Genomic DNA, 312 nt, shown 5'->3' on the forward strand with positions numbered 1-312 from the left:
CGGATCACTGCCTGCCGGCGCCGCTGCAACCTTGACCGTCGCCACCGCAGCAGTGCTGTTGTACCCGCCACGAGAGTCGTTGGCATGAAACCCCACAGTGCTGGTTGAGCCTGCCGCACCGGCAACAAATGCCCATTGGTCAATTTCGCCGATCGGGACCGGGTCGAAGAGCTGGTTTTCAGCCTGCTTGATACCATTCTTGGTCAGATAGCCGCCGCCCAACTCGCGATCCCTAACCGCAAACGAGACGATGTCATTGTCAACATCTGCATAGCTGAACAGAGATGTCAGAGAGGTGCTCTGGCCTGCGGT

1 protein-coding gene is annotated in these 312 nt (G+C 58.7%); it reads right to left on the bottom strand.

From position 1 onward, the window contains the following. Positions 1–312, bottom strand: a 312-nt coding sequence (locus AB0T83_RS20395) for a hypothetical protein (RefSeq protein ID WP_366195019.1), incomplete at both ends; no start/stop codon positions are given.

Origin of the sequence: Meridianimarinicoccus marinus (assembly GCF_040689105.1) — a bacterium.
Taxonomy (GTDB): Bacteria; Pseudomonadota; Alphaproteobacteria; order Rhodobacterales; family Rhodobacteraceae; genus Meridianimarinicoccus; species Meridianimarinicoccus marinus.